Source organism: Herbiconiux sp. VKM Ac-1786 (assembly GCF_015350805.1).
Lineage (GTDB): Bacteria > Actinomycetota > Actinomycetes > Actinomycetales > Microbacteriaceae > Herbiconiux.
Window position 1 is genome coordinate 2,221,858 of sequence record NZ_JADKSG010000001.1, and the last position, 21,538, is coordinate 2,243,395.

The 21,538-nt window shown below is 72.8% G+C and carries 18 protein-coding genes and 1 tRNA gene; 11 read left to right on the forward strand and 8 right to left on the reverse strand.

Annotation, left to right across the window (positions count from 1 at the left end; genetic code table 11):
• Positions 1-90 precede the first annotated feature (90 nt).
• The 4 genes from ITJ64_RS10815 to ITJ64_RS10830 all read left to right on the forward strand — a co-directional run bounded on the left by ITJ64_RS10815 (position 91) and on the right by ITJ64_RS10830 (position 3,586).
• Positions 91-163 (forward strand) — tRNA-Thr (locus ITJ64_RS10815).
• A gap of 126 nt (positions 164-289) precedes the next feature.
• Positions 290-1,273 (forward strand): Gfo/Idh/MocA family protein, encoded by a 984-nt coding sequence (locus tag ITJ64_RS10820; protein ID WP_194680615.1) that lies wholly within the window; start codon positions 290-292, stop codon positions 1,271-1,273.
• A gap of 71 nt (positions 1,274-1,344) precedes the next feature.
• The gene (locus ITJ64_RS19195) at positions 1,345-2,856 is read left to right on the forward strand and encodes a D-alanyl-D-alanine carboxypeptidase/D-alanyl-D-alanine-endopeptidase (protein WP_304607871.1); all 1,512 of its coding nucleotides are present in this window, start codon (positions 1,345-1,347) and stop codon (positions 2,854-2,856) included.
• A 136-nt stretch (positions 2,857-2,992) separates the two neighbouring features.
• Positions 2,993-3,586, forward strand: a complete 594-nt coding sequence (locus ITJ64_RS10830) for an isochorismatase family protein (protein WP_194680616.1) — start codon at positions 2,993-2,995, stop codon at positions 3,584-3,586.
• 49 nt (positions 3,587-3,635) lie between these two features.
• Here the strand turns inward: ITJ64_RS10830 and ITJ64_RS10835 are convergent, their stop codons facing one another.
• Positions 3,636-5,279, reverse strand: coding sequence for a PucR family transcriptional regulator (locus ITJ64_RS10835; protein WP_194680617.1), 1,644 nt, complete (start codon positions 5,277-5,279; stop codon positions 3,636-3,638).
• 114 nt (positions 5,280-5,393) lie between these two features.
• Here ITJ64_RS10835 and gabT point away from each other — a divergent pair, with 114 nt between their 5' ends.
• From gabT to ITJ64_RS10865, 6 genes are all read left to right on the forward strand, one after another.
• Positions 5,394-6,779 carry a 4-aminobutyrate--2-oxoglutarate transaminase gene (gabT, locus tag ITJ64_RS10840; RefSeq protein WP_194680618.1) on the forward strand — a complete coding sequence of 462 codons (1,386 nt, stop codon included), beginning with the start codon at positions 5,394-5,396 and terminating at the stop codon, positions 6,777-6,779.
• A gap of 131 nt (positions 6,780-6,910) precedes the next feature.
• Positions 6,911-8,371 carry an NAD-dependent succinate-semialdehyde dehydrogenase gene (locus ITJ64_RS10845; RefSeq protein WP_194680619.1) on the forward strand — a complete coding sequence of 487 codons (1,461 nt, stop codon included), beginning with the start codon at positions 6,911-6,913 and terminating at the stop codon, positions 8,369-8,371.
• Positions 8,372-8,475: 104 nt separating this feature from the next.
• Positions 8,476-10,365, forward strand: coding sequence for an ArnT family glycosyltransferase (locus ITJ64_RS10850; RefSeq protein ID WP_370545137.1), 1,890 nt, complete (start codon positions 8,476-8,478; stop codon positions 10,363-10,365).
• Positions 10,366-10,403: 38 nt separating this feature from the next.
• Positions 10,404-10,784 (forward strand): GntR family transcriptional regulator, encoded by a 381-nt coding sequence (locus ITJ64_RS10855; RefSeq protein ID WP_194680620.1) that lies wholly within the window; start codon positions 10,404-10,406, stop codon positions 10,782-10,784.
• Positions 10,781-11,671, forward strand: coding sequence for an ABC transporter ATP-binding protein (locus tag ITJ64_RS10860; RefSeq protein WP_194680621.1), 891 nt, complete (start codon positions 10,781-10,783; stop codon positions 11,669-11,671). The genes ITJ64_RS10855 and ITJ64_RS10860 overlap by 4 nt, the downstream gene beginning before the upstream one ends.
• A complete protein-coding gene (locus ITJ64_RS10865; protein ID WP_194680622.1) occupies positions 11,668-12,459 on the forward strand; it encodes a hypothetical protein in 792 nt (263 codons plus the stop codon). Before ITJ64_RS10860 ends, ITJ64_RS10865 begins: the two co-directional genes overlap by 4 nt.
• A 73-nt stretch (positions 12,460-12,532) precedes the next feature.
• Here the strand turns inward: ITJ64_RS10865 and ITJ64_RS10870 are convergent, their stop codons facing one another.
• Together ITJ64_RS10870 and ITJ64_RS10875 are read right to left on the reverse strand one after the other, a co-directional pair.
• The gene (locus ITJ64_RS10870) at positions 12,533-14,338 is read right to left on the reverse strand and encodes an ABC transporter ATP-binding protein (RefSeq protein ID WP_194680623.1); all 1,806 of its coding nucleotides are present in this window, start codon (positions 14,336-14,338) and stop codon (positions 12,533-12,535) included.
• Positions 14,339-14,349: 11 nt separating this feature from the next.
• Positions 14,350-15,747 (reverse strand): MFS transporter, encoded by a 1,398-nt coding sequence (locus tag ITJ64_RS10875; RefSeq protein WP_194680624.1) that lies wholly within the window; start codon positions 15,745-15,747, stop codon positions 14,350-14,352.
• 166 nt (positions 15,748-15,913) lie between these two features.
• On the opposite strand from ITJ64_RS10875, the gene ITJ64_RS10880 reads away from it, so the two are divergent.
• Positions 15,914-16,726 (forward strand): ribokinase, encoded by an 813-nt coding sequence (locus tag ITJ64_RS10880; protein WP_194680625.1) that lies wholly within the window; start codon positions 15,914-15,916, stop codon positions 16,724-16,726.
• 39 nt (positions 16,727-16,765) lie between these two features.
• Here the strand turns inward: ITJ64_RS10880 and ribH are convergent, their stop codons facing one another.
• From ribH to ITJ64_RS10905, 5 genes are all read right to left on the reverse strand, one after another.
• A complete protein-coding gene (gene ribH, locus ITJ64_RS10885; RefSeq protein ID WP_179549193.1) occupies positions 16,766-17,242 on the reverse strand; it encodes a 6,7-dimethyl-8-ribityllumazine synthase in 477 nt (158 codons plus the stop codon).
• Positions 17,243-17,315: 73 nt separating this feature from the next.
• Positions 17,316-18,617, reverse strand: coding sequence for a GTP cyclohydrolase II (gene ribA, locus ITJ64_RS10890; protein WP_194680626.1), 1,302 nt, complete (start codon positions 18,615-18,617; stop codon positions 17,316-17,318).
• Positions 18,614-19,270 carry a riboflavin synthase gene (locus tag ITJ64_RS10895; protein ID WP_194680627.1) on the reverse strand — a complete coding sequence of 219 codons (657 nt, stop codon included), beginning with the start codon at positions 19,268-19,270 and terminating at the stop codon, positions 18,614-18,616. Before ITJ64_RS10895 ends, ribA begins: the two co-directional genes overlap by 4 nt.
• Before the next feature lie 4 nt (positions 19,271-19,274).
• Positions 19,275-20,381, reverse strand: coding sequence for a bifunctional diaminohydroxyphosphoribosylaminopyrimidine deaminase/5-amino-6-(5-phosphoribosylamino)uracil reductase RibD (gene ribD / locus ITJ64_RS10900; protein WP_194680628.1), 1,107 nt, complete (start codon positions 20,379-20,381; stop codon positions 19,275-19,277).
• Between the two features lie 312 nt (positions 20,382-20,693).
• Positions 20,694-21,449 (reverse strand): polyprenol monophosphomannose synthase, encoded by a 756-nt coding sequence (locus ITJ64_RS10905; protein WP_194680629.1) that lies wholly within the window; start codon positions 21,447-21,449, stop codon positions 20,694-20,696.
• Positions 21,450-21,538 lie beyond the last annotated feature (89 nt).

Sequence of the window (21,538 nt, forward strand, 5' to 3'; positions counted from 1 at the left end):
CGCCGCGCACACCGACCCGGCCCCTGCACACGAGCCCTCCGCGGATCGGCTATGCTTTGTTGCTGTGCCGCGCGCGAAAGCCGCGGCCAGGCCGCCTTAGCTCAGTCGGCAGAGCGATTCACTCGTAATGAATAGGTCCCGGGTTCGATTCCCGGAGGCGGCCCTCGCACCACCCCGAACGCCCGACGCCCCCAGGCCGACAGGCTCACACGCGCCGACAGGCACAGAAGCCCGGACTCCCGGGCTTCTGCTCGTTGCGGGGCGGACGTGCCGAACGAAGGAGACGACGATGTCGAAGACGGTCCGCTGGGGCATCCTGGGCACGGGCGGCATCGCCCGCGCGTTCGCCACCGATCTGAACGCCGTGGGCCTCACCATCGCGGCCGTCGGCTCGCGCAGCCAGGAGTCGGCCGACCGCTTCGCGGCGGAGTTCGGCATCCCGACGGCGTACCCGAGCTACGAGGCGCTCGTCGCCGATCCCGACATCGACGTGATCTACATCGCGACTCCCCACACCTTCCACGCCGAGAACGCGCTGCTCGCCATCGGCGCCGGCAAGAACGTGCTCGTCGAGAAGGCGTTCACGATCAACGCCGCCCAGGCGCGGCAGATCCAGCAGGCCGCCGAGACCGCCGGCGTCGCCGTGCTCGAGGCGATGTGGACGCGGTTCCTCCCGCACATGGTGCGCCTGCGCGAGATCATCGCCGCCGGCACCCTCGGCGAGGTGCGCACGGTGCTGGCCGACCACGGGCAGCGCCTGCCGTCCGACCCGTCGCACCGCATCAACGACCCGGCGCTCGGCGGCGGAGCGCTGCTCGACCTCGCGATCTACCCCGTCTCGTTCGCGATCGACGTGCTCGGACTGCCGACCCGCATCCTCGCGAGCGCCACGCTCGGCGACACGGGCGTCGACCAGCAGACCGCGCTGATCTTCGAGCACGAGGGCGGCCGCCAGTCGGTCTCGCACAGCGCCATCGACACCGCCGGCCCCGTGCGCGCCTCCGTCATCGGCACCGAGGCCCGCGTCGACATCGACCGCACCTGGTACGCGCCGACCTCCTTCACCGTCACGAACTCCGAGGGCGAGGTGCTCGAGCGCTTCGAGCAGCCCGTCGTCTCACGCGGCATGGAGTACCAGGCCCTAGAATTCGAGCGGATGCTCGCGGCCGGCGAGCGCGAGAGCCCCCTCCTGCCCGTGGCCGAGTCGGTGGCGATCATGGCCGTGCTCGACGAGGTGCGTGCGCAGATCGGCCTGCACTACCCGGGCGAGTAGCGCGCCGGCGGCACTCTGCGCCGAGTCGATCGACCCGACGGGTGCCACCCTTCCGGGGGTAGCATGACCAGATGGCCGAGCCCGACGACCCGATGACGCGCCGCGCGGCGTCGGCCGGCGCCCACCGCCCCGAGCCGCTGCCGGCCCACCGCGCCGAGCCGGCCTCCGGCTTCCGCCGCCACCCGCGCGCCTGGGTCGCCGCCGCGGCCGTCGCCGCGATCGTGCTGCTCGGCGGCGCGGCGTTCGGCGCCGGAGCCGCCGTGGGCGCAGCGGCGGGCGGAACAGCGCCGGCCGAAGCGATCGCGGCGCCCACCGCATCCGTCACCGACACCCCCACGAGCACGCCGACCCCCACCGCGACCCCGCGCCCCACCCCGCAGGCCGTCGCGGCCCCCGCCCCCGTGCGCACCTGCTCGGTCGCCGGCCTCGACACCGACCCGCGCCTCGGCACGACCCTCGCCGCGGTGCGGAACGCCGCCACCGGCGAGCTGCTCTTCGACCGCGCCGCCACCACGCCTGCGCGCACGGCCAGCGTGATGAAGGTGCTCTCGAGCGCCGCCGCCCTCGCCGTGCTCGGCCCCGACCACCGGGTGCCCACGACGGTCGTGCGCGGATCCGAGCCCGGCCAGGTCGTGCTCGTCGGCGGCGGCGACATCACGCTCGCCAGTCAGGGCGAGAACATCTACCCCGGGGCCGCGAGCCTGCCCGACCTCGCCGCGCAGACGCAGGCCGCCTGGGACGCCGATCCCGCCACCGCGGGCACCCCGATCACGAGCATCGTGCTCGACGCATCCGTCTTCAGCGGCGACCGCTGGCAGCCGAGCTGGAACCGCAAGGAGCTCTACGACGGCTACTCCTCGGAGGTGACCGGCCTGCAGGTCGACGGCGACCGCGCCGAGCCCTCGGCGAACGTCTCGACCCGCAGCGAGAACGCGGTGCAAAGCGCGGGGCAGGCCTTCGCGATCGCCCTCGGGGCGACGGATGCGCAGCTGACCGAGGGCGTCGCCCCCACCGGTGCGGCGCAGCTCGGTCAGGTGCTCTCGGCGCCGGTCGCGACGATGGTGCCCGACGCCCTGCTGCGCTCGGACAACACCGAGGCCGAGATGCTCGCCCGCCTCGTCGCGGTCGAACTGGGCGTCGGCAACGACTTCGCCGCGCTCGACACGGCCATCCCGCAGGCGCTCGCCGGCTACGGCCTCGACACCTCGGCGCTCACCATCGTCGACGGCTCGGGGCTGAGCGACGACAACGGGGTGCCGCCGGCGTTCCTGACGGAGCTGTTCGTGAAGATCCAGAACCGGGAGGGAAACCTCGGCGTGCTGCGCGACGGCCTGCCGATCGGTGGGGTCAGCGGCACCCTCGCGGGGCGCTACGGCGACTCCCCGGCGGCCGGCCACGTCATCGCCAAGACCGGCTGGATCGACACCGGCTACACCCTCTCCGGCATCGTCGAGGCGGCCGACGGCACCGTGCTGACCTTCGCCGTCTTCGCGCTCGACGACGTCGGCGACAGCGCGAAGGCCGCCATCGACGCGCTCGTCACCGGCTTCTACGAATGCGGCAACGGGCTCGCGAACGGCTGAGCCACGCGGTGAGACGTCGGTCGGGTGCGGCGCCGGGTCGGCGGGCGGATGCTCGTGCCGAAGCGGCCCGGGGCCGCGCCGCCGCGCATCCGCCCCTAAAATAGCCGTGACACCGACGCTCAGGAGGCGACCGACGATGGCCAAGGCGCTGTTCATCATCGACGTTCAGAACGACTTCATCGAGGGCGGTGCGCTCGCGGTCGCGGGCGGCACGGCGGTGGCCGAGGGCATCTCACGGATGCTCGCGCGGAACCCCGACGCCTACGAGTTCGTCATCGCCTCCCGCGACTGGCACGACCCCGACAACGACAACGGCGGCCACTTCGCCACCGACGCCGCACCCGACTTCGTCGGCACCTGGCCGGTGCACTGCGTCGCCGGAACCCACGGCGCCGAGTACCACGACGAGCTCACCACCCGCGCGATCGACCACCATGTGCGGAAGGGCATGGGCGAGCCGGCCTACTCGATCTACGAGGGCACGACCGAGGAGGGCGGCACGGTGCACGAGCTGCTCGACAAGAACGGGGTCACCGAGATCGACGTCGCGGGCCTCGCGACCGACTACTGCGTGCGCGCCTCGGCGCTCGACGCGATCTCCCACGGACGCACGGTGCGCATCATCACCGACCTCGTCGCGGGGGTCTCGCCCGAGGCCTCGCGCGCGGCCATCGCCGAGCTCGCGCACGCGGGCGCCGACCTCATCACCTCGGAGCACGTCGCGAAGTAGCGGGGCGGATGCTCGGCGGCACCGCTCGGGCGCTCCCGCCCGCCGTCGGTCAGCGGATGCGCGGCGGCGGCGGGGCCGGGGTGGGCCCCGAGGCGGCGAGCAGTGCCCAGAGCTCGGCGCGGGCGGGGAAGGTGTCGAGCGCGAGCCCGAGGGCGGCGCCGAGGGTCTCGATGCGCAGGCGCAGGCTGTGGCGGTGGAGGCCGAGCTCGCGGGCCGCCGGGTCCCAGCGGCCGTTGTGCCGCAGCCAGACGTCGGCGGCGTGGAGCTGCTCGCGGCCTTCCGGCGTGCGGCGGAGGGGCGCGAGGCGGGCCCGGGCGAACTCGCGGGTCGTCGCGGTGCCCGGGGCGGATCCCGCCTCGAGGAGGCCGAGCAGGCCGTCGCCGGTGAGCTCGTCGAATCCGGTCGAGCGCCCCGGCTCGGCGCGGTCGAGGGCGCGGCGTGCCTGGGCGACGAGGGCGTCGAGCTCGTCCCAGCCGCCGGGCGTCGAGGCGCCGGCGGGCACGAGGGCCTCGTCGAGCATCCGTCGCTCGGTCACGGCCGTGCCGCCGTCGACGAGGAGGATGAGGTGGGTGCCGTGCGCCACCGCGAAGCGCGCGCCGGCCGGTGAGCTGCTGCGCTCGAGGCGGTCGCGGAAGGCGGGTGTGAGGGCGACGAGCGGCACCGCGACGACGGTCAGCGGCTCGGACGGCAGCTCGATCCGCAGAACCTCGGCCGCGCGGCGCACGGCGTCGACCCGCCCCTCGCGCAGGAGCTCGAACAGCTGCTGGAGGATCGAACGGTGCCCCGCCCGCAGATCGTCGGCGTGCTCGAGCGCGAGCTCGGCCAGCGCGGCGAGGGTGCTGACCACCGACTCGGCCGGCGCGTCGAGCGGCTCGCCCCGGGCGACGGCGACCGCGCCGGGGTGCCGGCCCGAGGCGCCCAGCGTCTGCACGAGCAGGGTCCCGCTCGCGAGCGGCTCCCGGATGCGCGCCCGGCGCCCCCGCGCCAGCACCTCCGCGGCGACGTCCGCCGCCGATCGCCCCGCGTCATGGCCGGCGTCGCGGGTGCCGACCGCGCCGGCGAGCGCGTGGGGTGCGTGGGCTGTGCGGCCCGCGTGCTCCAGCACGCCCGCGTCGGCGTCGAAGACCCAGATCTCGGCCGCGAGGGCGTCGGCCGCCGCCGCGACCGCCGCGCTCAGGCCGCCGCGGCCCACCGCGCGGGTGAGGGCGTCCTGCACCGCGAGCGCCCACTCCACCCGCTCGCGTGCCGCCGCTGCCTCGCGGTCGGCGATCGCCCGGGCGACGGCGATGAACGGCGTGCGGTACGGGATCTCCAGCAGCGGCAGCCCGGCCGCCGCGCAGGCCGCCACGAGCTCCGCAGGCGTGCCCGCGCGCACCACCTCGGTGCCGAACCCGAGCGCCACCACGCCCGCCGCGACCAGCCGGCCGACGTAGGAGCGGTAGTCCCGCGCGCCGTACCCGTCGAACTGCCGCCCGGTCGTCAGCAGCAGATGCCCGGGCGCCAGGAACGGCGTGGGGTCGTCGAGATCCGACCCGTGCGCCCACTCGACGGCCCGCGCCGGCCCCCCGGCCGACGCGGCACCGCCCGCCACCCCGCCGCCCGCCGGCCACGCGGCCGACGCGCCACCGCCCGGCACGAGCACCGTCAGCCCCAGCTCCGGCAGCGCGACGATCTCGTCGAGGGTGGTCACCATGCCGTCAGTGTAGCTGCCACTCCGGCACGCGAGCGGGTCAGCGATGCCGGAACGGCAGCCGAGCATCCGCCCCCCGAGGATTAGCGTCGGATCACGCCGTCGAGAGGACCCGCCATGACCGTCACCGCCGAACCCGAGACCGTGCGCGGCGGCCCCGGCCTGCGCCAGCAGCGTGAACTCGTCACCGCCATCCCCGGCCCGCGCTCGCAGGAGCTGCTGGCCCGCAAATCCGCCGCCGTACCGAAGGGCGTCGGCCTCACCCTGCCGATCTTCGTCGAGGCCGCCGGCGGGGGAGTGCTGCGCGACGTCGACGGCAACACCCTGATCGACTTCGGCTCGGGCATCGCAGTGACGGGCGTCGGCAACAGCGCGCCGGCCGTGGTCGACGCCGTCACCGCCCAGGTCGCGCAGTTCACCCACACCTGCTTCACGATCACCGGCTACGAGGGCTACGTCGAGGTGGCCGAGGCGCTCAACCGCCTCACCCCGGGAGACTTCGACAAGCGCACCGCCCTGTTCAACTCCGGCGCCGAGGCCGTCGAGAACGCCGTGAAGATCGCCCGGCACTTCACCGGCAAGCAGGCCGTCGTCGCCTTCGACCACGGCTACCACGGCCGCACGAACCTGACGATGGCGCTGACCGCGAAGTCGATGCCCTACAAGAGCGGCTTCGGCCCGTTCGCCCCCGAGGTCTACCGGGCGCCGATGTCCTACCCCTACCGCGATGGTCTGCTGATGGGCGAGGCTCAGGCGAACGACGGTGCCGCCGCCGCCCGCCGCGCCATCGTGCAGATCGAGAAGCAGATCGGCGCCGCGAACCTCGCCGCGCTCGTCATCGAGCCGATCCAGGGCGAGGGCGGCTTCGTCGTCCCGGCCGAAGGCTTTCTGCCTACCCTCCTCGCCTGGGCCCGCGAGAACGGTGTGGTCTTCATCGCCGACGAGGTGCAGACCGGTTTCGCCCGCACCGGCGACTTCTTCGCCTGCGAGCACGAGGGCCTCGAGCCCGACCTGATCGTCACCGCGAAGGGCATCGCCGGCGGGCTGCCGCTGAGCGCCGTCACCGGCCGCGCCGAGATCATGGACTCCGCCCACGCCGGCGGCCTCGGCGGCACCTACGGCGGCAACCCGATCGCCTGCGCGGCGGCCGTCGCCACCATCCGCAGCTTCGAGGAGGACGGCCTGGTCGAACGCGCCCGCGCCATCGGCGAGCAGTTCCTCGCGAGACTGACCGAGCTGAAGAGAGCGGATGCGCGGGTCGGCGACATCCGCGGCCGCGGCGCCATGGTGGCCCTCGAACTGGTCGACCCCACCACCGGCGACCCCGACGCCGCGCTCACGGCCGCCGTAGCCGCGAAGGCCCACGCGGCCGGAGTCGTGCTGCTCACCTGCGGCACCTACGGCAACGTCATCCGCTTCCTGCCGCCGCTCACCATCGACGACGCCCTGATCGCCGACGGCCTCGACGTGGTGGCGACCGCCCTGGCGGAGACCGCCAGCTGAGCCCGCCCGCGCCGCCCGCGCATCCGGCCACCCCGCGCCCCGCCGAACTACGACCCCGACCCCACCACCCGCAGGCGAACCCCGCCCACCGAGAGCATGATGTACACGACGAACCACGAGGGAGACCACCAGTGACCACCGAGACCGAACTCCTCGCCGCAGTGCCCGACCGCCTCTTCATCGGAGGCCACTGGGTCGCCGGCAGCACCGGCGCCACGCTCGACGTGAACGACCCCGCCACCGGCGCGGTCATCAAGACGATCGCCGACGCCACCCCCGACGACGGCATCGCCGCCCTCGACGCCGCCGTCGCGATGGCCGACGAGTGGGCTGCCACCGCTCCCCGCCAGCGCGGCGAGATCCTCCGCGGCGCCTTCGACCTGCTGCAGCAGCGCAAGGACGACGTCGCCCTGCTGATGACGCTCGAGATGGGCAAGCCGCTCGCCGAGGCGAAGGGCGAGGTCGCCTACGGCGGCGAGTTCCTGCGCTGGTTCAGCGAGGAGGCCGTGCGCATCACGGGCCGCTACGGCTCGAACCCCGAGGGCACCGGCCAGATGATCGTCTCGCAGCGCCCGGTGGGGCCTTGCTACCTGATCACGCCCTGGAACTTCCCGCTCGCGATGGCCACCCGCAAGATCGCACCCGCGCTCGCGGCCGGCTGCACGGTCGTGGTGAAGCCCGCGGCCCTCACCCCGCTGACGACGCTCTACGTCGCCCGCCTGCTCGAGGAGGCCGGCCTGCCCGGCGGCGTGCTCAACGTCGTCACGACCACGCGCTCCAGCGCCGTCTCCGAGCCGATCATCGCCGACCCGCGCCTGCGCAAGCTGAGCTTCACGGGCTCGACCCCGGTGGGCCGCACGCTGATGAAGCAGGCCTCCGAGAACGTGCTGCGCACCTCGATGGAGCTCGGCGGCAACGCCCCGTTCGTGATCTTCGGCGACGCCGACCTCGACAAGGCGGTCGACGGCGCCATGGCCGCGAAGTTCCGTAACATCGGCCAGGCCTGCACCGCCGCGAACCGCTTCATCGTGCACTCCAGCGTCGCCGCCGAGTTCGCCCGCAGGATGAGCGAGAAGGTCGGCGCCCTGCGCATCGGCCGCGGCACCGAGGAGGGCGTCGGGATCGGCCCGCTGATCGACGACAAGGCCGTCGACAAGGCCGACGAGCTGGTGCAGGACGCCGTCGGGCGCGGCGCCACCCTCGTCGCCGGCGGTCACCGCGTCGACGGCCCGGGCAGCTTCTACGAGCCCACCGTCGTCACGAAGGTGCCGCTCGACAGCGAGATCCTGCGCGAGGAGATCTTCGGCCCGGTCGTCAGCGTGATCGAGTTCGACGACGAGGACGAGGCGGTGCGCCTCGCGAACGACACCGAATACGGCCTCGTGTCGTACGTCTTCACCGAGAGCCTCGCGCGAGGCCAGCGGATGATCGACAAGCTCGACACCGGCATGATGGGCCTGAACGTCGGCGTGCTCTCCAACGCGGCAGCCCCCTTCGGTGGCGTCAAGCAGTCGGGCCTCGGCCGCGAGGGCGGCCTCGAGGGCATCCACGAGTACCTCGCGCCGAAGTACACGCTCATCCCGAACAGCTGACGAACAGCACCCACCCGCACCGCGGGAGGCGTGGCCCGGGCTCATAGCCCCGCCACAGCCTCCCGCGGGCCCGGCCCCAGGATGCGCGCGTAGCGTCACGCCGCGTGAGCCCCCGACCCGACGGCACCCCACCGCTCCGCGCCCGCCACCTGCGCCCCTGGCCGCTGCGTTCCTGGCCGCTGCGTTCCTGGCCCGTGCGCCCCTGGCCCCTGGGCCTCGCCGCCCTCACCGCGGCCACCGCGTTCATCACCCTCTGGGCCCTTCAGGCCGGCCAGCGCAGCGAGTACTACGCCGCCATCGCCCTCTCGATGAGCCGCAGCTGGCCGAACCTCCTCTTCGGTGCCTTCGACCCCGCGGGCACGGTCACGCTCGACAAGATCCCCGGCTCGTTCTGGGTGCCGGCCGTCGTCGTCAAGGTGTTCGGCTTCTCGACCTGGTCGGTGAACGCCCCGAACGCGCTGGCGACGATCGCGGCCGTCGTCGTGGTCGCGATCACGGCGAAGCGGATGCTCGGCCCCACCGCCGGCCTCGTCGCCGGTGCCGTGGTGGCCTCGACCCCCATCGTGGCCGCCGTCGCCCGCAGCAACCAGCCCGAGTCGTTCTTCGTGCTGGCGCTCGCGCTCACGGCGTGGGCGGCGACGCGGGCGGTGCAGCGCGCATCCGGAGCCTGGCTCGTCGTCGCCGGCGGCTTCATCGCCCTCGGCTTCCAGTTCTACATGCTCGAGTCGTGGGCGGTCTGGCCCGCGCTCGCCGCGGGCTGGCTCTGCACCCGGAAGCCGTGGCTGACGAAGCTCTGGCAGCTCGCGGTGGCCGGGGTCGCGAGCCTCGCCCTGTCGCTGGTCTGGATCGTCGTGGTGAGCCTGGTGCCGGCCGCCGATCGCCCGTACATCGGCGGCACGGGCGGCAACGACCCGTTCGAGATGGTCTTCGGCTACAACGGCCTGGGGCGCTTCGCGGCCACCTCCGACTCGGCCGCCTACCGCGCGTTCACCCCACCGTTCTCGGGTGATCCCGGGGTGCTGCGGCTGTTCGACGCCGAGGTCGGGCCGCAGGTCGCCTGGCTCATCCCGGCGGCGCTGGTGGCCGTTGTGGTGCTCTGGCGGCTCGAGCCCGCCCGCCGCGCGCTGACCGTGCTGCTCGGCGCGTGGCTCGTGACCTTCCTCGCGATGTTCTCGACGGTCGCCGGGATGCACCAGTTCTACACGGCCGCCCTCGCCGTGCCCATCGCGCTGCTCGTGGGCTGGGCGTTCGCCGCGGGCCGCCGCTCGGGCCGCCTGTGGCCGCCGATCGCGCTCGTCGTCACGGCGTCGGCGACCGCACTCGGCATCGGTCTCCTCCAGCCCGACTACCTCTACCCCGTGGCGATCGTGCAGGCGGTGCTCGCGGCCGTCGTCATCGTGCTGCTGGTCGTGCGCCACCGGCGGCTGCGCCGGGTTCCGGATGCGCGCTGGCTCGCCGCTCTCACGGCCGCCGCCCTGGTGCTGACCCCGGCGGCCTGGTCGATCGACGCGATGAACCACGAGAACTCGATCAACCCGATCGCGGGCGCGGGCCCCTCGTTCGGCGGTGGCCGGGGCTCGGGCGCGGCACCCGCCCCGCGCGGCGCCCCCGCCGCGCTCGGCCTCGGCGGAGCATCCGTCGACCCCACCGTGCTCACCTGGCTCGCCGCGCACCAGGACGGCGCCCGCTACCTCGTCGCCACCTTCGGCGCCCAGGCCGCCGCCCCGATCATCACCGCCACCGACGGCGCCTCGGTGCTGCCCGTCGGCGGCTTCAACGGCCTCGACCCCGTGCCGACCCTCGCGGCCTTCCAGGCGATGGCCGCCGACGGCGAGCTGCGCTACGTGCTGGCCACGACCGCTCTCGGCGGCCGCGGCGTCACGGCCCCCGCGGCCGAACCCACCGCCTCGGCGACCATCGAGCAGTGGGTCGAGTCGAGCTGCACCCCCGTCACCGGCCTCGACATCAACGACCTCTTCGACTGCGCCCCTTGACACGCTGACCCCGACCTGGTTGGTTAGTTACATGAGTAATGAACCAACGAGGGAGAACGGCCGTGGATGACTCACGGCCGATCTTCGTGCAGATCGCGGAGCTGATCGAGAACGACGTCGTCTCCGGTGCCCTGCCCGAGGAGTCCCAGGTTCCCTCGACCAATGAGTTCGCCGCGTTCCACCGGATCAACCCGGCGACGGCGGGCAAGGGAGTGAACCTCCTGGTCGACAAGGGGATCCTGTACAAGAAGAGGGGAATCGGGATGTTCGTCGCCCACGGGGCCCGCGACCGGCTGCTGGCCGATCGCCGCAATCAGTTCCAGAACGAGTACGTGCGACCGCTCGTCGCCGAGGCCGAGAAGCTCGGCATCACCGGTGAGCAGCTCGTGCAGATGATCGCAGAGGGGAGCGGCGCATGACCGCCGTCATCGAGGCCGAGGGCCTCAGCAAGCACTACCGCACCGTCGACGCCGTCGACGACGTGAGCTTCTCGATCGAGGAGAACACGATCACCGGCCTGCTCGGCCGCAACGGGGCCGGCAAGACCACGCTGATGCAGCTGCTCACGGGCCAGGAGTTCGCGACCCGCGGCACCATCCGCGTCTTCGGGGAGTCGCCGGTCGAGAACGCCGGCGTGCTGCAGCGGCTCAGCTTCATCAAGGAAAGCCAGAAGTACCCCGACGACTTCAAGCCGAAGCACGTCTTCGCCACGGCGCCGTGGTTCTTCCCGAACTGGGACGCGGAGTTCGCGGCCCGCCTGATCGACGACTTCCGGCTGCCGCTGAACCGCCGCATCAAGAAGCTCTCGCGCGGCCAGCTCTCGGCCGTCGGTGTGATCGTCGGCCTCGCCGGGCGGGCGCCGATCACGTTCTTCGACGAGCCCTACCTGGGGCTGGATGCGGTGGCCCGGCAGATCTTCTACGACCGCCTCCTCGAGGACTACGCCGAGCATCCGCGCACCGTCGTGCTCTCGACGCACCTGATCGACGAGGTCGCGAATCTGCTGGAGCACGTGATCGTGATCGACCAGGGCCGCATCCTCCTCGACGACGACGCGGAGTCGCTGCGCGGCTCGGCCACCACCGTGGTCGGCACCCGGGCGGCGGTCGACTCCTTCGTCGGCGGCCGCGAGGTGCTGCACCGCGACTCCCTCGGAGGCCTCGCCTCCGTCACCGTCGGCCGGCTCGACCCGGCCGAACGCCGCGAGGCGGCCGAGCTCGGACTCGAGCTCGGCCCCGTCTCGCTCCAGCAGCTGGTCGTGCAGAAGACCGGCGCCACGACCTCCGGAATCGAGCAGAGCGCATGACCACCACCGACACGTCCCCCCGAACCGCTCCGACCGCCGAGCCCGCGGGCAGCGGCAGCCGCATCGTCCCGATCGCCCGCCTGCACGTGGTCAACCGCATGCAGGTGCTCCTCGTCCCCGCGATGATCCTGCTGTTCATCCTCCTGGTGAACATCGTGGTCTGGTGGCTGATCGTGCGATCGGTCACCGACCCGGTCGACCGGGCCGACGCCCTCGACGGCCTGCAGTGGAGCGGCGCCTCGTTCTACGTCTTCGTCTACGCGGTCGTGCTCGGGGCGCAGGCGGTGGGCTTCGTCTTCCCCTACGCCCTCGGCATGAGCGTCACGCGCCGCGACTTCTGGCTCGGTTCGGCGCTGGCCTTCGTGGGTCTCGCCGCCCTGTACGGCGCCTTCATGACGCTGTTCGCGGTGATCGAGCAGGCGACAGGCGGCTGGGGCCTCGGCGGGCGCATGTTCACCGTGCTCTACTTCGGCGGCGAGGACGCGACCTGGTACCAGCGCTTCGGCCTGTTCTTCGCGGCCTTCCTGTTCTGCTTCTTCGTCGGGGCGGTCGTCTCCACCATCTACCAGCGCTGGCGTGTGAACGGCATGCTCGTGTTCTTCGCGGCCCTCACCCTGCTGCTGCTCGGCACCGCCGCGCTGATCACCCTCACCGAGAGCTGGCCGGCGGTCGGATCCTGGTTCGCCGCGACGGGTGCCGGCGGGGTGGTGGCCTGGAGCCTCGTGATCACGGCGCTCTCGGCGGTGGTGGGCTTCCTGCTCATCCGCCGCTCGACCCCGCGGGGCTGACGCGGGTCGAGAACGACGGATGCCCGTGCCGGAAGTCCCGGCACGGGCATCCGTGTCTTCGTCGCCGCGCTGCTCAGACGAGCAGCTGATGCTTCGCGAGGTCGCGGTAGAGCGGGGTGGACACGACCAGCTCGGAGTGCGTGCCGACCCCGACCACCCGGCCGTGGTCGACGACGACGATCTGGTCGGAGTCGACGACCGTGGACAGCCGGTGCGCGATCACGATCAGCGTGCGGTTCTCGGCCACCGCGTCGATGGCCTCGCGGAGCATCTGCTCGTTCATGCCGTCGAGCGAGGAGGTCGACTCGTCCAGCAGCAGCACCGGGGGAGCCGCGAGCAGGGCGCGGGCGATCGCGAGGCGCTGGCGCTCGCCGCCCGAGAGCATCACGCCGTCCTCGCCGACGGCCGCGTCGAGGCCCTCGGGGGAGCGGTCGAGCACCTCGCCGAGGTTCACCTCGTGCAGCACCCGGATGCACTGCTCGTCAGTGGCGTCGGGGGTGGCGAGCAGCAGGTTCTGGCGCAGGGTGCCGGCGAGCACCGGGGCGTCCTGCTCGACGTAGCCGATCTGGGAGCGCAGCTCGACGCGGTCGAGGCGGCGCACGTCGACGCCGCCGAAGCGCACGGCGCCACCGGTGGGGTCGTAGAAGCGCTCGATCAGGGCGAGCATGGTCGACTTGCCGGCGCCCGAGGGGCCGACGATCGCGGTGCGCCCGCCGCGCGGGGCGGCGAAGCTCACCCCGTGCAGCACGTCGTCGCCGCCGTAGCCGAAGTGCACGTCGTCGAACTCGATGGCCGGGGCGTCGGGGCTGGCCGAGCCGGGGGCGGCCTTGGCGGCGAGGGCCGCGTCGTCCTGGCCCTCGATCGGCAGGTCGATGACCTCCTGGATGCGGCCGAGCGCACCGAGCGCCTGGTTCACCGAGTTGATGGCGCCGAAGGCCTGGCCGAGCGGCATGATCATCATGAACAGGAACAGGATGAACGACACCAGGCTCGCGATGGTGATCGCTCCCGAGGCCACGCGGAAGCCGCCGACGCCGAGCACGACGAGCAGCGACACCTGAAGAGCGATGCCGGCGATCGGCACCACGAGGGCCGAGATCTTCGCGACCTTGACGCCCATCTCCCAGGCACCCCGCGCATCCGCCTCGACGGCCGCGGTCTCGCGCTCGGTGGCGTTCGAGGCGCGCACCGTGCGGATGGCGCTGATCGAACGCTCGACCGCCGCGGCGAGGTCGCCGACCTTCTCCTGCTGACGGCGGCTCGCGACCCGCACCTTGCCCGAGATGGCCACCACGGTGACCACCGAGACCGCGATCACGAGCACCGTGAGGCCGAGCAGCACGGGGTCGATGATCAGCATGGCGATCAGGGCGCCGAAGAAGATCAGCGATCCGCCGATCGCGTCGACGAGTCCCTGGGTTATCACCGCGTAGAGCAGCGTGGTGTCGGAGCCGACGCGGGAGACGAGGTCGCCCGTGCGCCGCGTGTCGAACTGGCTGATCGGCAGCCGGAGCATCCGGTGCACCAGCTGGCGGCGGGCCGAGAGCACGACGCTCGTGCCGGTGCGCTGCAGCAGGTAGTGCTGAAAGCCGCTGATCAGGCCCGAGACGACCACGAGGGCGACCAGCGCCCAGACCAGCATGTCGAGGGCCCGGCCCTCCTGCACGACGGTGATCACCTGGCTGACGAGCAGCGGCTGGGCGAGGCTGGCGGCCGCCCCCACGATGCTCAGAGCGACGACGACGCCGAGCACCTTCTTGTGCTCGAACAGGTAGGGCAGCAGCTGGCTGAACCGGGCGCGGGGCCCGTCGTCGGCGGCACCCCCGCGGGAGCGGCCGAAGCCGCGCCCACGGGGGCTCGAGGAGGAGGTGCGGGTCATGCTCTACTTTCTCAGGTGAGGCGCGTGTCGAACTCCACGTCGCGGGTCTCGCGGCTGATGATCAGCGCGCTGAGGGTGATCAGCGCCATCAGGGTGAGGTAGTTTCCGACGAGCGCGGGCGAGCCGTCGGCCGCCTGCCAGAGCGCCACCGCGATGAAGGGGGCGACGGCCGCGCCGAGGATCGACGCGACGTTGTAGCTGATGGCCGAACCCGTGTACCGCACGTTCGCGGGGAAGAGCTCCGGCAGCTGCGAGCCCATCGGCCCGAAGGTGAGGCCCATCAGGGTGAAGCCGATCACGAGCAGCGCCATGACGCCGACGAAGCCGCCGGCGAACAGGGGCACGAAGAGCAGGCCGAAGGCGGCGATGCCGATCGTGGTCCAGATCAGCGTCATGCGGCGGCCGAAGCGCTCGGCCAGGGGGCCGGAGACCAGGGTGAAGATGCCGAAGAACACGCAGCCGACGACGAGCATGATCAGGAAGTCGTTGCGGCTGTAACCGAGGCCGGGCACGAAGTTCGCGGCGTCGAACGGCTTGCCGGCGGCGTCGGCCGCGGCCTGCGCGTTCTCGACCGAGGAGGCCGTGGTGCCGAAGGTCAGCGTGAACGTGGTCATCAGGTAGAACAGCACGTAGGTGGCCAGCATGATGAACGTGCCGAGGATGAGCGGGCGCCAGCTGGTCTTGAACACACGGGCGAGCGGCAGCTTGGCCACCTCGCCCTTCTCGACCACGCGGGTGAAGGCCGGCGTCTCGACGAGCTTGAACCGCACGTACAGGCCGATGATCACGAGCACGGCGCTGGCGAGGAACGGCACGCGCCAGCCCCAGGCGAGGAAGGCCTCGCTCGAGAGCGTGGTGCTCAGGATGAGGAAGACCACGTTGGCGATGATGAAGCCGATCGGCGCGCCCAGCTGCGGGAAGGTGCCGTAGATCGCACGGCGGCCCTTCGGCGCGTTCTCGGTGGCGAGCAGGGCGGCGCCCGACCACTCGCCGCCGAGGCCGAGGCCCTGGCAGAAGCGGAACAGCACCAGGAAGCCCGGGGCGAGGATCTCCCAGCCCGGGGTCTGGCCGGTCGGCAGGGCGCCGATCAGCACGGTCGCGATGCCCATGGTGAGAAGGGACGCGACGAGGGTGCGCTTCCGGCCGATGCGGTCGCCGAAGTGGCCGAAGACGATCGAGCCGACCGGGCGGGCCACGAACGCGACGCCGAACACGGCGAACGACGACAGCAGGGAGATGGTGGGATCGGAGTTCGCGAAGAACAGCGTCGGGAACACCAGCACGGCGGCGGTGGCGTAGACGTAGAAGTCGTAGAACTCGATCGACGTGCCGATCAGGCTCGCCAGGATGACGCGGCCCCGGGTGTTCTGCGGAGTCGTGGGCGGCGCGTCGACGGTGGTGGATGACATGGAGGTCTCTCAAAGAGCGGGTGGAGGGCATCCCGGCTGAGGGCGCCGATCGGGCGCTCGGTCGTGACCAGCTGGGGGAGGCGGAGGCAAGGGGCGAGGTTCGCTCGCGAAGAGCCATTTTACGCCCCCGTAGGATGCTCAGGTACGTCTGACGAAGGAGGCCCGGATGGGCGTGGTGGTCGTTCTCGGTTCGCTGAACATCGATTCGACGGTGACGGTCGAGCGGCACCCCCGGCCGGGTGAGACGCTGCTCGGCGGCGACCTGGTGAAGCACTTCGGCGGGAAGGGCGCGAACCAGGCCGTCGCCGCGGCCCGCGCGGGCGCCAAGGTCGGCTTCGTCGGGCGGGTCGGCGACGACGCCGACGGCGACGCGTACCTCCGGCGGCTCGCGCAGTACCAGATCGACACCACCCACGTCGCGCGCACGGCGGGGGTGTCCACGGGGCACGCCGCGATCGCGGTCGCCGCCGACGGCGAGAACACGATCATCGTGTCGCCCGGCGCCAACGCCCGCGTGACCGTGGGCGACCTCGCCCCGCTTCGCTCGCTCGCGCCCGGCGACGTGCTGCTCGCCTCGCTCGAGGTCTCGCTCGAGGTGGTCGCCGAGGCGACCCGCCTCGCCACGGCTCAGGGCGCCCGCGTCGTGCTGAACCTGGCGCCCTACGCCACGCTGCCGGCCGACGTGCTCGACCTCGCCGACCCGGTGGTCGTCAACGAGCACGAGCACGAGCAGCTCGGCGCCGACGGGCTCGCGCCGCGGTCGGTGCTCGTCACCCTCGGCTCCCGCGGCTCCCGCTGGGGCGAGGCCGAGGTGCCGGCCGGTGCCGTCACGACGGTCGTCGACACCACCGGGGCCGGGGACTGCTACTGCGGCACGCTGGCGGCAGCGCTCGCCGCGGGCTTCACCGACGCCGACGCGATGCAGGCGGCGTCGACGGCGGCCGCGGCGTCGGTGGGCTGGGTGGGCGCCCAGCCCTGAGGCCGGCCGCCCGCTAGCCCGTCGAACGCCGGCCGCCCGCTAGCCGCGCAGCGCGCGCAGCGTCAGCGCCGTCGCGATGGCGGCCTCGGCCGCCTCGGCGCCCTTGTCCTCCTTCGACCCGGGCAGTCCGGCGCGGTCGAGCCCCTGCTGCTCGGTGTCGAGCGTCAGCACGCCGAAGCCCACGGGCTTCCCGGTCAGGATGCTCACCTGCGTCAGCCCCGAGGTGGCCGCGTCCGAGACGTACTCGAAGTGCGGGGTGCCGCCGCGGATGATCACGCCGAGCGCCACCACCGCGTCGGCCCCGGCCTCCAGCGCCGCCTTCGACACCACCGGCAGCTCGAAGCTGCCGGCCACCCGCAGCTCCGAGATCTCCACGTTCGCCTTCTCGAGCGTCGAGCGGGCGCCGGCGAGCAGCCCGTCGGTGATGACGGTGTGCCAGGTGCCGGCGACGATCGTGATCTTGAGCCCCGTCCCGTCGAGGTCGCTCATTTTCTGGGGTGCTCCGGCTCCGCTCATGGCGTGCGTCCTTTCAGGGGTGGGTCGGTCGGTGGGTCGTCGGTCGGTGCGGGTCGGTGCGTGTCGGTGCGGGTCAGTGCGCGCCGGGCAGCACGTGCCCCATGCGGTCGCGCTTGGTGTCGAGGTAGTGCTGGTTGAAGTCCCCGGCGCCGACGATCAGCGGCTCGCGGTCGGCGACCTCGATGCCGTGCGCCTCGAGCTGGGCGACCTTGTCGGGGTTGTTGGTGAGCAGGCGGATGCGCGGCGCCCCCAGATCGTTCAGGATCGCGACCGCGGCGCCGTAGTCCCGCGCATCCGCGGGCAGACCGAGCGCCACGTTGGCGTCGAGCGTGTCGAGCCCGTCCTCCTGCAGGCGATAGGCGCGCAGCTTGTTGATCAGGCCGATGCCCCGGCCCTCGTGGCCGCGGAGGTAGATCACGACGCCGCCGTCGGCCGCGATTCGGTCGAGCGCCGCGTCGAGCTGGGGCCCGCACTCGCACTTCAGCGAGCCGAACGCCTCGCCCGTCAGGCACTCGGAGTGCACCCGCACGATCGGGCCGCGCGGGTCGGCCGCCAGGTCGCCCGAGAGGATCGCGACGTGGTCGGCGCCGGTCACCAGATCGCGGTACGCCCGCATCCGGAGTGCGCCGTGGGTGGTGGGCACGGTGGTCTCGACCTCGAACTGCACCCGCGGGGCCTCGTCGGCGGGAGCGGCGGCCAGGTCGACGGCGGCGGCCTCCGCGACCGTGAGGGGCGGAGCATCCGGAACCGCGTCGCCCGTGTCGAGCCCGTTCAGGTGCTCGACCATCAGGGCGATGGTCGTGATGGGGAGGTTCTCGGTGCGGGCGAGCTCGCGCAGCTCGTCGAGCTTCATCGCCGAGCCGTCGTGCGACATCAGCTCGCCGATGACGCCCACGGGCGGCAGCCCGGCCAGCAGCATCAGGTCGACGGCCGCCTCGGTGTGCCCGGGGCGCTGACGCACACCGCCCGGCACCGCGCGGAGGGGCACCACGTGCCCGGGTCGGATGAAGCTCGCGGGCGTCGACGCGGCGTCGGCCAGCAGGTTGAGCGTGCGGGAGCGGTCGTGCGCGTCGATGCCGGTGGTGATGCCCGAGGCCGCGTCGACGGTGATCGTGTAGGCGGTGCGCCGGGTGTCCTCGTTGTTGACGACCATGAGGGGCAGCGCGAGCTCGTCGGCGCGGCTGTCGGGCATGGGGGCGCAGAGGTAACCGGAGGTGTTGCGCACCATCCAGGCGATCCACTCGGGTGTGGCCAGGGCCGCCGACAGGATGGCGTCGCCCTCGTTCTCGCGGTCGGCGGCGTCGGAGACGAGCACCGGCTTCCCGGCACGGAGGGCGTCGAGCACCTCGCTCATCGGGGAGAAGACGGCGGTCATGACGGGCTCCCGTCGGTGCCGGCCGACGACCCGGGTGCCGTCGGTGAGCCGAGGGCGACGAGTCGCTGCACGTGCCGGGCGAGCACGTCGGTCTCGAGATTGACCCGGTCGCCCGGGGCCAGCGTGCCGAGCGTGGTGGCGGCGAGCGTCTCGGGGATCAGCGAGACCTCGAACCAGAACGGCGCCCCCGCCTCGGCCGGCGAGACGTCCGACACCGTCAGCGACACCCCCGAGACCGAGATCGACCCCTTGTCGACCACGAGCGCCGCGAGCTCGTCGGGCAGCGAGAACCGCAGCACGCTCCACGCCTCGCCCGGGGTCACGCTCAGCACCTCGGCGGTGCCGTCGACGTGGCCCTGCACGATGTGGCCGCCGAGCCGGTCGCCCACCCGGGCGGCGCGCTCGAGGTTGACCCGGCCGCCGGGCGCCAGCTCGCCGAGCGTCGACATGCGCAGCGTCTGCGCCATCACGTCGGCGCGGAAGGTGTCGGGCGTCCGGTCGATCACGGTCAGGCAGACGCCCGACACCGCGATGGAGTCGCCGTGCCGTGCGTCGCTCACGGCGAGCGGGGCGCGCACCGTGATCACGGCGGCGTCGGCGGTGTGGTCGAGGGCGACGATCTCGCCCAGCTCCTCGATGATTCCGGTGAACATCGCTCTACTCCTTCGTGGCGGCCGGTGCGGTCGCCGAGGTGTCGGTGGGGGCGCTGGGCCCGGGGGTGGCGGTCGCCGGTCGGGCGACGATCCGCAGGTCGTCGCCGAGGCGCTCCACCCCGGTGATCGTGAGGCGGCGCTGGGCGTCGATGCTGCCGATCCCCAGCTCGCCGAGCGCGGTGAACGGCCCGCCGATCAGCGTCGGGGCGAGGTAGACCACGAGCTCGTCGGCGAGCCCGGCGGCCACGAAGGCGCTGGCGATCGCCGGACCGCCCTCGACGAACACCGAGCGCACCTCGTCGTCGTAGAGCGCGGCGAGCACGGCGTCGAGGTCACGGCCGTCGAAGCGGCGAAGGGCGAGCGGATGCGCGTGCAGCCGCGCCCCGTCGGGAACCGCGCGCCGCCCGAGCACCACGGGTGCCGGCTGATGCGGCAGCAGCCCGCCCTCGCCCCGCGCGGTCAGCTCCGGATCGTCGGCGAGCACCGTCCCGATGCCCACCACGATCGCGTCGGCCTCGGAGCGGCGGCGGTGCACGTCGGCCCGGGCCTCGGGCCCGGTGATCCAGCGGCTGGAGCCGTCGGCGGCGGCCGCGCGGCCATCCAGGCTCGAGGCCCATTTGACGGTGACGAAGGGGCGGTGGTGGCGCACGGCCGTGAGCCAGGGACGGATCGCCTCCTCGACGGCGGCCGCCTCGACGCCGGCGACGACCGCGAGGCCCGCACCGCGCATCCGCTCGCCCCCGCCGGACGAGGCCCGGCCCGGGTCGTCGACGCCGTAGACCACGCGCGCGACGCCGGCCTCGATCAGGGCGAGGCTGCAGGGGCCCGTGCGGCCGTGGTGGTCGCAGGGCTCGAGGGTGACGACGGCCGTGGCGCCGCGCGCGGCCTCCGGACCGTGCTCCCGGGCGGCGGAGGCCAGTGCGGCGACCTCGGCGTGCGGCGTGCCCGCGCCGCGGTGCCAGCCCTCGCCGAGCACCTCGCCCGTGGGGGAGAGCAGCACGCAGCCCACCTGCGGGTTCACGCCGTGGCGGGGGCCGCGGAGCGACAGCTCGAGGGCGCGGCGCAGCGCGGAGACCTCGGCGTCGGCCGTGGTGTCGCTCGCGTTCTTCATCCGGTCCTCGTCTTCCGACGGTCTCCGGGGATGGCTGCGCGAGCGCCGGCGGTCGCGCAGCGCACGACCACCCGTGCGCCTCTCATCCGGACTAGACGGGGTCGTTCGACCACGCCATCACCGTCGGTTCCGGAATTCCACCGGATCAACCTCGGATCGCTGCGAGCAGCGTCCCTCAGTTCGCGGACTGTCACCGCCGGTTCAGAATCTCACTGACCCCGGAGCACGTTACGTATCCAGTTATACCCTCTTCGCCGGGGTGTCCGCCGAATCGGCGTCACGGGGCGACCTCGGGCGCATGCCTGCTCGCGGTCAGCGGTCGGCGCCGGCGCGGATGGGCAGCGGCGCCGGGGCGCGGCCCACGGCGCTCGCGAGGCCCCAGAGGGTGACCTTCGTCAGCGCCTCCACGACGATGCCGGTCGACATCTTCGACACGCCCTCGGCGCGCTCGATGAAGGTGATCGGGAACTCGCCGACGCGGGCGCCGGAGCGCTCGAACTGCCAGGCCATCTCGATCTGGAAGCAGTAGCCCTGCGAGTCGACGCGGCTGAAGTCGACGGCGCGCAGGGCCTCGGCGCGGAAGCCGCGGTAGCCGCTGGTCAGGTCGTGCAGCTTCGAGCGCAGCATCACGCGGGAGTAGAAGGTGCCGGCGCGGGAGATCAGCTTGCGGTGCAGGGGCCAGTTCACGATGGTGCCGCCCGGGATCCACCGGGTGCCGATGCCCATGTCGTCGCCGCCGTCGAGCAGGCCGATCAGGCGCGGGAGCTCCTCGGGCTGGTGCGAGCCGTCGGCGTCCATCTCGACGACGTAGTCGTAGTCGCGCTCGAGGGCCCAGGCGAAGCCGGCCCCGTAGGCGGCGCCGAGGCCGTTCTTCTCGGTGCGGTGCAGCACGTGCACCCGCTCGTCGGCCGCGGCGAGCTCGTCGGCGAGGCGGCCGGTGCCGTCGGGGGAGTTGTCGTCGACGACGAGCACGTGGGTGCCGGCCGTCGTCGAATGGATGCGGTCGATCACGGTGGCGATCGAGGCGATCTCGTTGTAGGTCGGTATCACGACGATCGTCTTCGCCACTGTTCCTTCAATCCGTCAGGCGTCCCCTTCACGGGAGCGTTCAGAACCCTATCGTCGCTTTCCGTTCATTTTCCCCAGCTACGCTCAGC

Excerpts from the sequence above, each read along its gene's own strand:
- ribH (WP_179549193.1), bottom strand. The coding sequence starts at position 17,242 with ATGAGCGGAGCCGGAGCACCCCAGAAAATGAGCGACCTCGACGGGACG.
- ITJ64_RS10880 (WP_194680625.1), top strand. The coding sequence starts at position 15,914 with ATGGGCGTGGTGGTCGTTCTCGGTTCGCTGAACATCGATTCGACGGTG.
- ribA (WP_194680626.1), bottom strand. The coding sequence starts at position 18,617 with ATGACCGCCGTCTTCTCCCCGATGAGCGAGGTGCTCGACGCCCTCCGT.
- ITJ64_RS10855 (WP_194680620.1), top strand. The coding sequence starts at position 10,404 with ATGAACCAACGAGGGAGAACGGCCGTGGATGACTCACGGCCGATCTTC.
- ITJ64_RS10830 (WP_194680616.1), top strand. The coding sequence starts at position 2,993 with ATGGCCAAGGCGCTGTTCATCATCGACGTTCAGAACGACTTCATCGAG.
- ITJ64_RS10870 (WP_194680623.1), bottom strand. The coding sequence starts at position 14,338 with ATGACCCGCACCTCCTCCTCGAGCCCCCGTGGGCGCGGCTTCGGCCGC.
- ribD (WP_194680628.1), bottom strand. The coding sequence starts at position 20,381 with ATGAAGAACGCGAGCGACACCACGGCCGACGCCGAGGTCTCCGCGCTG.
- ITJ64_RS10860 (WP_194680621.1), top strand. The coding sequence starts at position 10,781 with ATGACCGCCGTCATCGAGGCCGAGGGCCTCAGCAAGCACTACCGCACC.
- ITJ64_RS10895 (WP_194680627.1), bottom strand. The coding sequence starts at position 19,270 with ATGTTCACCGGAATCATCGAGGAGCTGGGCGAGATCGTCGCCCTCGAC.
- ITJ64_RS19195 (WP_304607871.1), top strand. The coding sequence starts at position 1,345 with ATGGCCGAGCCCGACGACCCGATGACGCGCCGCGCGGCGTCGGCCGGC.
- ITJ64_RS10820 (WP_194680615.1), top strand. The coding sequence starts at position 290 with ATGTCGAAGACGGTCCGCTGGGGCATCCTGGGCACGGGCGGCATCGCC.
- ITJ64_RS10865 (WP_194680622.1), top strand. The coding sequence starts at position 11,668 with ATGACCACCACCGACACGTCCCCCCGAACCGCTCCGACCGCCGAGCCC.
- gabT (WP_194680618.1), top strand. The coding sequence starts at position 5,394 with ATGACCGTCACCGCCGAACCCGAGACCGTGCGCGGCGGCCCCGGCCTG.
- ITJ64_RS10835 (WP_194680617.1), bottom strand. The coding sequence starts at position 5,279 with ATGGTGACCACCCTCGACGAGATCGTCGCGCTGCCGGAGCTGGGGCTG.
- ITJ64_RS10875 (WP_194680624.1), bottom strand. The coding sequence starts at position 15,747 with ATGTCATCCACCACCGTCGACGCGCCGCCCACGACTCCGCAGAACACC.